Source organism: Ideonella sp. A 288 (assembly GCF_002198735.1).
In the GTDB taxonomy this organism is placed as follows: Bacteria; Pseudomonadota; Gammaproteobacteria; order Burkholderiales; family Burkholderiaceae_C; genus Pseudaquabacterium.
In genome coordinates, this window is record NZ_MWLO01000030.1 from 1 (window position 1) to 10,205 (window position 10,205).

Here is a 10,205-nt window from a genome sequence, read left to right on the forward strand (position 1 = left end):
GCCATCGCGCCGGTGCTGGCCTGGATGCGCCTGGCCACCGCCCGCGACGACCAGCGCATCCGGCAGGTCTGCCTCGCGACGCGCCTGAAGCTGCACGACCGCAACCGTCAGTTCTGGCAGGCCCGCAGCTACTCACCCACCCTCTACCGGGGAGCCCGCGATGCTTGGTATGCGTAGATCCGTCTCTGGCCGCGACCGGCCCCCGCTGCCGCTGCTGCGCCCGCGCTTCTGGGCGCAGGCGAAGTCGGAGAACCCCTTGACGCGCTTCGTGCCGTTCTCGTCGCTGCTCACCCCACACGACGTGATCACCCGCGGCGGCGACTACCTGCGCGTCTGGCGCCTGGACGGCGTGCCCTTCGAGTGCGCCGACGAACCGGTGATGGCCGAACGGCACGAGGCCCTGTGCAGCCTGCTGCGCAACCTGGCAGGCGGCCAGTGGGCCGTATGGACGCACCGGCTGCACCGCGTGGTCGACGATGCGCTGCATGTGCCGGCTGAGCCGGGCTTCGCGCGCGACCTCGCCATCGCCTACCAGGCCAAGCTGGGCGAGCGCCGCATGATGGGCAGCGAGCTCTACCTGACCCTGGTTTACCGGCAGCAGCCCTCGCGCATGAGCCGCGCGCTACAGTCGTCCAGCCGCTCGCGTGCCGCGATCGCCGAGGCGCAGGCGCGTGCGCTCGAACTGATGGAAGAGCGTTCGGCAATGGTCGCCCGCGTGCTGCGCGGCTTCGGCCCTCAACTGCTCGGGGTGCGCGAGCAGCACGGCCGCCAGTACTCCGAGCTGGCCGAGTTCCTCGGCCACCTGGTCAACGGCTGCTGGCGCCCGGTGCCGCTGGCCGCAGGTCCGCTCTTCCGCACGCTGCCCACCGTGCGCCTGTCCTTTGGCCTGGACAAGCTGGAACTGCGCCACGGCGACCAACGCCGCTACGCCGCGCTGGTCGACATCAAGGAGTACGCTGATGCGGTCGAGCCCGGCATCCTGGACGCCTTGCTCTACGAGGCCAGCGAGTTCATCGAGACGCAGAGTTTCTCGATCCTGGCGCGGCGCGAGGCCCTGCGCGCGCTGGAACTGCAGCGCGACCAGCTGATCGCCAGCGACGACGTGGTGGCCAGCCAGGTGGCCGACATGGACGTGGCGCTGAACGACCTGGGCGACGGCCAGTTCTGCATGGGCGAGTACCACTACAGCCTGGTCGTCTTCGGCGACGACATCGCCGACGCCGGGCGCCGGGCGGCGCAGGCCATCGGCGCCGTCGGTGAAGCGTCGAGCCTGCAGATGTCGCCGGTGGATCTGGTGGCCGACGCAGCCTGGTTCGCGCAGATGCCGGGCAACTGGCAGTGGAGGCCGCGGGACGCCAATCTGTCATCGAGGGCGTTTGCGGCGCTGGCCAGCGGCCACAACTTTGCGCGGGGCAAGCGCGACGGCAACCCCTGGGGCGAGGCGCTCACGCTGCTGCGCACGCCGTCGGGCCAGCCCTTCTACCTGAACCTGCATTCGAGCCCCCAGGGCGAGGACTCGGCCGACAAGAAGCTGCCGGGCAACACGCTGATCATCGGCTCCACCGGCGTGGGCAAGACGACGCTGGAGATGTTCCTGCTGACGCTGACGCGCAAGTGGGATCCAGCGCCGCGCCTGGTGCTGTTCGACCTCGACCGCGGCTGCGAGATTGCGATCCGGGCGCTGGGCGGTCGGTACTTCACCCTCGAAGCAGGCAAGCCGACGCGCCTGAACCCGCTGCAGCGCGATCCGACGCCTGCTCGCATCCAGTTCTGGGAGCAGTTGATCCGCACCTGCATCGCCACGCCGGCCTTGCCACTATTGCCGGTGGACGAACGGGCGATCGCCGACGCCGTGCGGGCCGTTTCGATGATGCCGGCGCCGCTGCGGCGCTTCTCCACGGTGCGGCAGAACCTGCCGAAGGCGGGCGAGAACAGCCTGTTCGAGCGGCTGGGCCGCTGGTGCCAGGGCGGCGCGCTGGGCTGGGTGTTCGATGGCGATGGCGCACAGGCCGAAGACCGCCTGACCCACCTGGACTCGGCGTCGGTGATCGGCTTCGACACCACCGAGTTCCTGGACCTGCCCGAGGTGCGCACACCGGTGATGATGGTGCTGCTGCAGGTGATGGAGGAACTGGTCACCGGCGAGCGGCTGATCTACGTGATTTCGGAGTTCTGGAAGGCGCTGGACCACGAGATCTTCAGTGACTTCGCCAAGCAGAAGCAGAAGACGATCCGCAAGCAGAACGGCCTGGGCATCTTCGACACGCAGAGCCCGTCGGACGTGCTGCGCCACCCCATCGGCCGCACGATGGTCGAGCAGAGCGTGACCAAGATCTTCCTGGCCAACCCCGAGGCAGTGCGCGAGGAGTACATCGAGGGCTTCGGGCTGAGTGCCGCGGAGTTCGAGATCGTGCGCGGGCTGGGAGTTCACGGCGGCCACCGCTTCCTCGTCAAGCATGGGCACGCCAGCGCGATCTGCGAGTTGGACCTCAGCGGCCTCGACGACTTCGTGACGGTGCTGTCGGCCACCACCGACAACGTGCGGCTGCTCGATGCGGTGCGTGCGCAGTGTGGGGACGATCCGCAGCGTTGGCTTCCCGTCCTGCTGCAGGAGGTTCACGATCGCAGGTCTCGCAACTCCGGGAGCGCCGCATGAACAACATTCGTCATCTGGTCCTGCTGGTGCCATTCGCGCTGGCGTCGTCCATGGTCACTGCGCAGTACGTCAAGGGCAACGAGGCGGTCAGGGTTCTGGCCGACGGGACCAGGACCGTGCTGACGCCGCCACTGCCGACCACGGGCCCCATCCGGTCGACGACGCCGTGCAGGGCCGATGGGGGCTGCAATGGTGGGCCCTGGCACATGGTGGAAACGAAGGACGGGCTCGTGGAGTGCACGGAGGCCTATGCACGCCCCGGGACGTGTCGGAAATCAACGTACGGCACCGCGAAGCTGATTCGCCTGTGGGTGGTCAAGATCGGCGACAAGTGGCTGCAATGCCAACGTCCCGACACGTCGAGCAAGTGTGTCGATATGCGAGCGCCACCCCCGACAAATCTGCCATACCCAGCAGTTCAGTAGCTAACAAGGAGTCGCCATGTTCAATTGGGTCGGCCTGCAGCTGGATGGAATCCTGAACAACTACGTCCTCGACGTCGTGAAGGCGTTGATGAACGGCATCGCGCCAATCGCACTCACGTGCATGACCCTGTGGGTGGCGCTGTACGGTTGGGCGGTCCTTCGAAACGAGGTCTCGGAAACACTGCCGTTGTTCATGTGGAAGGTGTTCAAGATCGGTCTGGTCCTGGCGCTTTCGCTTCAGTCGGCCGTCTACATGGACAACGTTGCCAATCTGGCGAATGACCTGTCAATGGGTGTCGCCGGCACGTTCCTGCCAAAGGGAGTCGATCCTGCAACAGTTGCGACGCCGTACGCACTGCTCGACAAGTTCAACGACGACGCGAGTTCGCAGGTCTCCGACATCATGAAGGAAGCCAGCATGTTCCGGCTGGACCTCGTGCTGGCCGCGTTGATCTTCTCGGTCGGGTCGGTCACGTTCCTCTGCATGGCGCTGTTCGTCGTCACCCTTGCCAAGCTGTTCCTGACCTTCGTGATCGCGATCGGGCCACTCTTTATCCTCTGCCTCGCCTGGCGGCCGACAGCGCGCTTCTTCGACAGCTGGCTGTCGATGGTGCTGAACGCCGTTGTGCTGACCTGGTTCGCGTTCTTTGCGCTGGGACTCAGCGCGTTCATGGGCGTCTCGATCTTCAAGGCCATTCAGGATGGCGGCGGGTTCCTCGGTGGTGCCTTCAATGTCCTGGGCGAAGCCACGCGCTACTGCGTCCTGATGATCCTGATGGCCATCATCTGCTTCCAGGCGCCGAGCCTGGCGTCGGCCCTGACCGGTGGCGCGGCCGTGCAGCAAGGCATCCAGATGATCCAGAACGCGATGATGGTGTCGGGGCTGCGCTCGGCGTCGTCCGCGCGCGGAGCCGCCGGTGGTGCCTCGGCTGGCGGCGTCATCCAGGCCGGCGCCGGCCCGGCCTACGCGGCTGGTCGTGCCACCGGCGCGATGGCCCGCCAGGGCGCCGGCGCCGCCCGGGTCGCCGCCTACAAGCTGGCCGCCCTGCGGGGCCGCCGGTCGTGATCCTCACTCAACACAGGAGCGTCACCATGCTCACGATCCCAAAGTCCTCCGCAGCCATCGCTGTGGCATTCGCCGTCGGCACCGCCCAAGCCCAGGGCATCCCGGTCATCGACGCCGCCAACCTGGTCCAGACCATCCAGCAGGTGATCCACGACGTCACCAAGATCAAGAACCAGGTGCAGCAGATCACCCAGCTGAAGACCCACCTCGACAGCATCAACGGCGTGCGTAACCTGGGCAACGTCTTCAACAGCCCGCTGCTGCGCAACTACCTGCCGCCCGAGGCCTACGCCTTTCTCAACGCCGTCGACGCGGCGGGCTATGACGGCCTCAACGGCACCGCCAAGGCACTGCGCGACGCCGGCATGGTCTACAACTGCCTCGACCTGGCAGGCGGCGCCCGCACCGCGTGCCAGGCCGTGCTGGCCCAGCCGTACCAGCAGAAGGGCCTGCTGCAGGACGCGATGAAGTCTGCCGCAGGGCGCTTGGCGCAGATCCAGGCGCTGATGGGCCAGATCGACGCCACCGTCGACCAGAAGGCTGTGCAGGAGATCCAGGCCCGCATCGGCGCCGAGAACGCGCTGCTGGCGCACGAGATCTCGCAGGTGCAGATGCTGCAGGGCATGGCCGACAGCGAAGAGCGCATCGCCCGCTCGCGCGAACGCGAGCGCCAGTACGAGATGCTGGCCCGCAACGGCAAGGTCTCGGACTTCCTGCCGTAGCCAGGCGCCGATCCCCCAGTCCACCTGAGGTCACCCCATGACTGCCGTCCTGACGCCAGGAAGAGCCGCTGCATGGCCCGATCGCCCGCGCGACGAGGCCGATCCGATTGAGTCGGATCCTCTGCAGACCAACCGAGCCTGGGAGATCGACCGCGCGCTGATGCTCGAACGCTCCGAGCGCCGCGCCTGGACCGTCGCCATCGCCGGCCTGGCGCTGGGCCTGATCGGCATCGCCGCGGTCTTCGTGCAGGGCCCGCTGCGCCGCGTCGTCGAGATCCCGATCGTCGTCGACCGCGTCACCGGCGAAGCCACGATCCAGCAGCGGCTGAGCGTTGAGACCATCCCGCCGATGGAGGCCCTGGACAAACACAACCTGGCCACCTTCGTGCGGGCCCGCGAGGGCTACAGCTGGATGTTCCTGCAGCGCGATTTCGACCAGGTCGCGAGGATGGCGGTGCCGGCGGTCTTTGCCGACTACAACCGCCAGTTCGAGGGCGAGGCCGCGCTGCAGAAGAAGCTGGCCGGCAGCGAGGACTGGCGCATCCACATCGTCGGCGTGCGCCTGGCGGCGTTGGGGCGCAACGGCAACCGCGGCGAGGCCACGGTCACCTACGACAAGGCGGTGCGGCTCACCGATCGGCACTTGCCAGAGGCGGTAACTCGGCACGTGGCCAGCATCGTCTACCAGTACCAGCCCAAGGTGCTGGCCAAGGAACGGGACCGGATGGAGAACCCGTTCGGGTTTGTCGTCACCGCCTACCGGTCGGACCCGGNAAGCCATGAACGCGATCGCTGGTCGATGGACCGTGCTGATCGCGCTCGGCACCGTGGCCATGGCGGTGGCGCTGGCTGCAGCGGCGGAACCAGCGGCGTCGCCAGCATCGGATCCTCGACTTCGCGAAGTCACCTACAACCCGCAGGCCGTCGTCACGGTGCCGGTCAAGCGCGGCGTCGTGACGTTGGTGATGCTCGGTACCGACGAGGCCATCACCGAGGTCGCAGCGGGCCTGGGGGGCGACTGCAACAAGCCCGACGCCGCCTGGTGCATTGCCGCGCAGCCCGGCGGGCGCAATCTGTTCGTCAAGGCCAAGCGTGCTGCTGGCGCACCGAACAACCTGGCCGTCGTCACCGACCGGCGCACGCATGCCTTCCGGTTCGTGGTGCTGGCCGACGGCGATTCCAAATCGCCGGTCTACCGGTTGAGGGTCAAGGCGCCCGAGGTCCGGACGGCTACGCCCTTGCGGCCGAGCCTCAAGGACCTCGTGCCGCTCGCGGCGCTGCCAGCCGTGCCGCCCCCACCCTCCCCCCAGGAACTCGTCGCCGAACGCCTGCAGGCCAGGCCGCAGGTGATGAACACCCACTACTCGATCGCCGAAGGTCGGGGCTCGCAGGACATCGTGCCGACGCTGGTCTTCGACGATGGCCGATTCACCTACCTGCGCTTCCCTGGCAACCGCGAGGTGCCGGCGGTGTTCCACGTGCTCGGCGATGGCAGCGAGACCCTGGTCAATGCGCGGATGGAAGACGACCTGCTGGTGGTCGACCGGGTCAGTCGCCGACTGATGCTGCGCGCCGGCGCGGCCATGGTGGGCCTGTGGAACGAGGCCTTCGACGTGGACGGGGTGCCGCCGGGCGCTGGCACCACCGTGCCGGGCGTCGAGCGGGTCGTGAAAGCCGACGGAGCGCCGCTGCGCCGAGCGGCCCCCGCAGTGGAGCAACGCCATGACTGAGCGACCGAACGACCGAACCCCTGAACCCGAGTCGACCCCGGACTCGGACCCCAACGCGATCTCGCCGCTGCCCGGCGAGCCCGGCATCCCGAACGTGGCCGTGCCGAAGCGCGCCTCGATATCGATGAAGGGCCTGCTGGCGGTCGCGCTGGCGACGCTCGCGCTGATCGCCATGGCGGCCTATGGCCTTCAGCGGTTCGCGACCAGCAGCCAGACACCGGGTGAGCCGGAGGAATCGAAGCTGTCGCGCGACCGGCCCACGGCCGCCACCGCGGAGCCGCGTCGGCTCGAGGTGCCAGCCATGCCGGCCGCCGTGGCGGCCAGCGCGGCGATGCCGACTGCGCCGCGCATCCCGGCACTGGTGCCGTCCGCCGACGAGGTGGCCGAGCCGATCGGCGTTCGGCGCACCGGGCAAGGCGCGTCGATATCGAGTGGGTCGAAGACCATGGCACCGGAGGACGCACCGGTCCTTCTGGTGTCGACTCGGCCTGGCGCTGCGATCGCCCAGTCACCTGCTGCCACTCGGAAGGCGGAGGCCGACGCGCTGCCCGAGGCCATCGATCCCAATGATCCGATGGCCGCGACCGCGCGCAACCTGCAGGACTACCAGCACCAGTTGCAGGGACTGCTGGACTCGTTGACCCGCAGTGCGGCCGCCGCGAGCGGCCAGTCGGCCGAGCCGCTGGCATCGAGCGCCGCTCTGGGCTCGCAACTGCTGGGCGGCCATGCCGCTGGCCCCCACGCTGCCAGCGCCCCGCCCTCGCCCGCCGCTGGACTCTTCGGCGGCCAGCTCCAGGGCTCCGCCACCCCCCGCGTCGCCGCCTCGATGCTTGGCAACCGCAGCCTGACCCTGCCCAAGGGCACGGCCTTCACCTGCGCGCTCAAAACCCGCGTCATCAGCGCCACCTCGGGCCTGGTCGGCTGCCAAGTGCAGCGCAACGTCTTCGGCGACGACGGCCGCGTGCTGCTGGTCGAGCGCGGCTCGCACCTCGACGGCGAGTACCGGATCGCCTCGGTTCGGCCTGGCATGGTCCGCATCCCGGTGCTGTGGACGAGGATCCGCACACCGCAAGGTGTGACCGTCGACATCGACTCGCCCGCCACCGGCGCGCTCGGCGAGTCGGGCATCGACGGCCATGTCGACAATCGCTGGAGCGAACGCATCGGCGCGGCCATGCTGCTGTCGCTGATCGACGACGCGGTGCGGCTGGTCATCCAGAACCAGGCGACGGACACCCAGGCCGACACCATCGTGCTGCCATCGACCACGGCCAACACCAGCAAGCTGGCCGAGAAGGTGCTCGACAGCACGATCAACATCCCGCCGCTGATCTACCAGAACCAGGGCGGCATCGTCGGCATCTACGTGGCCCGCGATGTGGATTTCTCGTCGGTGTACGAGCTGCGTCCCACCGCGCGCAGTACTTCGCGCAGCGCCGCGCAGGGGGTGCCGCAATGAACGCCGCGGTTCACGATCGCCCCGCACCCGCCGACGGCTGGTGCGGCGACGCCACCTCGGTCGTCGAGTTCCTGCGCCCGCTGCGCGAGCAGCTCGACGCGCCGGGCGTGCTCGAAGTCTGCGTCAACCGGCCCGGCGAACTGCTGGTCGAGACCGTCCGCGGCTGGCAGACCATTGCCGCGCCCGAGATGACGCAGGAGCGCTGCCTGTCGCTGGCCACCGCGGTGGCCACCTTCTGCGACCAGCAGATCAACCAGGAACGGCCGCTGTTGTCGGCGACGCTGCCCAGCGGCGAGCGCATCCAGTTCGTGATCCCGCCGGCCGTGCCGCGCGGCACCGTCTCGATCACGGTGCGCAAGCCGTCGGAGTTGATCAAGCGCCTGGACGACTTCGAGCGCGAGGGCCTGTTCGAGCGGCTGGACCCGGCGCAGTCCACCGTGTGCCGCACGCCAGCCAGCGACCTGCTGCCCTTCGAGCAGCAACTGGTTGACCTGCGCGACGCCGGCCGCCACGCCGAGTTCCTGCGCCTGGCGGTTCGCCGGCACCAGACCATCGTCGTCAGCGGCAAGACCGGCTCGGGCAAGACCACCTTCATGAAGGGCCTGGTCGAGGAGGTGCCGCGCCACGAACGCCTGATCACGATCCAGGACACCGCCGAGCTGACGCTGCCGAACCACCCCAACGTCGTGCACCTGTTCTACAGCAAGGATGCGCAGGGCACGGCGAGGGTGACGGCCAAGTCGCTGCTTGAAGCCTGTCTGCGCATGAAACCGGACCGCATCTTCCTGGCCGAGGTGCGCGGCGACGAGTGTTTCTCGTTCGTGCGGCTGGCGGCTTCGGGCCACCCCGGCAGCATCACCAGCGTGCACGCCGGCAGCTGCGCGCTGGCCTTCGAGCAGATGTCGCTGATGATCCGCGAGAGCGGTGCCGGCGGCGGCCTGCTGATGCACGAGATCAAGTGGCTGCTGGGCGTGGTCGTCGATGTGGTCGTGCAGTTCGACCGCGACGAGCGTGGGCGCTTCATCTCGGACGTGTTCTACGAGCCGCGCCGGCAGCGCCTGGGGCGCTGGGACGATGCGATGGCGGGGGCGTCATGAGCAGCCTCACTGCCCTGCCGATGTCTTCGTGGCCGACCGGGCGCAAGGTGGCCGCGGGCGTGTTCGCCATCGTCGGCTTCCTGGTGCTGGCCGGCCTCGCGGTGTACCTGTCGGCCGTGCTGTTCCTGGTGATGAACAAGGCCGATCCGCGCCAGGCCCGCTTTGCCAGCATCGTGCACGACTGGCAGCTGTACGCCGACGATGCGCTGCTGCGCCGGAAGCTGCTGGCGTCGATCGGGGTGTCGGGGCTGGGGCTGTTGGTCGTGCTCCCGATCGCCCTGGTGGCCGCCGCCCGGCCGCGCCGGCCGCTGCACGGCGACGCGCGGTTCGCGACGGCGGCCGAAGTCGCGCGCGCCGGTCTGACGAGCCAGACCGATCAACCCAGCATCCTGATCGGCCGCCACCGCGGCCAGTTCCTCGCTCTGCCCGGCCAGCTCTCGGTGATGCTCTCAGCACCCACCCGCAGCGGCAAGGGTGTGGGCGTCGTGATTCCGAACCTGCTGAACTGGCCCGACTCGGTGGTGGTGCTGGACATCAAGGGAGAGAACTTCGACATCACGGCCGGCTACCGCGCCGCGCACGGCCAGGCGGTCTACGCCTTCTCGCCCTTCGACGAGGACGCCCGCAGCCACCGCTGGAACCCGCTGAGCGCCGTGCGGACCAGCCCGCTGCACCGCGTCGGCGACCTGCTGACCATCGGGCAGGTGTTCTTCCCCAGCGACGGCATGGGCAGCTCGTCGGAGGCCTTCTTCAACGACCAGGCGCGCAACCTGTTCCTGGGCCTGGGCTTGCTGCTTCTGGAGACCCCGGCGCTGCCGCGCACGATCGGCGAGATGCTGCGGCAGTCGTCGGGCAAGGGGCGGTCGCTCAAGGATCACCTGGGCGGGCTGATCGCGCAGCGGCGCGACGAGGCCTCGATCACCAGCCCGGCGCTTTCGGACGAGTGCGTGGACGCGCTGCAGCGGCTGCTGGCGAACTCCGAGAACACGCTGTCGAGCGTGGTGGCCACCTTCAATGCGCCGCTGACGATCTTTGCGGATGCGGTGGTGG

The 10,205-nt window shown here is 68.7% G+C and carries 10 protein-coding genes; all 10 read left to right on the plus strand.

All coding sequences use genetic code 11. The features are described 5' to 3' along the window. The first annotated feature begins 12 nt into the window (after positions 1 to 12). Positions 13 to 177, plus strand: coding sequence for a VirB3 family type IV secretion system protein (locus EOINJALH_RS01430; RefSeq protein WP_255406940.1), 165 nt, complete (start codon positions 13 to 15; stop codon positions 175 to 177). Next, positions 161 to 2,656 carry a VirB4 family type IV secretion/conjugal transfer ATPase gene (locus tag EOINJALH_RS01435; protein ID WP_088278531.1) on the plus strand — a complete coding sequence of 832 codons (2,496 nt, stop codon included), beginning with the start codon at positions 161 to 163 and terminating at the stop codon, positions 2,654 to 2,656. The genes EOINJALH_RS01430 and EOINJALH_RS01435 overlap by 17 nt, the downstream gene beginning before the upstream one ends. Then, on the plus strand, positions 2,653 to 3,081 hold the full coding sequence (locus EOINJALH_RS01440) for a hypothetical protein (protein WP_088278532.1): 429 nt from the start codon (positions 2,653 to 2,655) through the stop codon (positions 3,079 to 3,081). Before EOINJALH_RS01435 ends, EOINJALH_RS01440 begins: the two co-directional genes overlap by 4 nt. A 16-nt stretch (positions 3,082 to 3,097) precedes the next feature. Further along, positions 3,098 to 4,147 (plus strand): type IV secretion system protein, encoded by a 1,050-nt coding sequence (locus EOINJALH_RS01445; protein ID WP_088278533.1) that lies wholly within the window; start codon positions 3,098 to 3,100, stop codon positions 4,145 to 4,147. A 26-nt stretch (positions 4,148 to 4,173) separates the two neighbouring features. After that, on the plus strand, positions 4,174 to 4,869 hold the full coding sequence (locus EOINJALH_RS01450) for a type IV secretion system protein (RefSeq protein WP_088278534.1): 696 nt from the start codon (positions 4,174 to 4,176) through the stop codon (positions 4,867 to 4,869). Between the two features lie 37 nt (positions 4,870 to 4,906). Further along, on the plus strand, positions 4,907 to 5,642 hold a 736-nt coding region (locus tag EOINJALH_RS01455), incomplete at its 3' end, for a virB8 family protein (protein ID WP_144289804.1). A 60-nt stretch (positions 5,643 to 5,702) separates the two neighbouring features. Further along, positions 5,703 to 6,599, plus strand: coding sequence for a TrbG/VirB9 family P-type conjugative transfer protein (locus EOINJALH_RS01460; protein ID WP_234413607.1), 897 nt, complete (start codon positions 5,703 to 5,705; stop codon positions 6,597 to 6,599). After that, positions 6,592 to 8,058: a type IV secretion system protein VirB10 gene (gene virB10, locus EOINJALH_RS01465; RefSeq protein WP_088278536.1), complete on the plus strand. Its 1,467-nt coding sequence runs from the start codon at positions 6,592 to 6,594 to the stop codon at positions 8,056 to 8,058. Before EOINJALH_RS01460 ends, virB10 begins: the two co-directional genes overlap by 8 nt. Then, positions 8,055 to 9,155, plus strand: a complete 1,101-nt coding sequence (gene virB11, locus EOINJALH_RS01470) for a P-type DNA transfer ATPase VirB11 (protein WP_088278537.1) — start codon at positions 8,055 to 8,057, stop codon at positions 9,153 to 9,155. The genes virB10 and virB11 overlap by 4 nt, the downstream gene beginning before the upstream one ends. A gap of 20 nt (positions 9,156 to 9,175) precedes the next feature. After that, positions 9,176 to 10,205: type IV secretory system conjugative DNA transfer family protein (locus EOINJALH_RS01475; protein ID WP_234413605.1), on the plus strand; the 1,030-nt coding region annotated here is incomplete at its 3' end.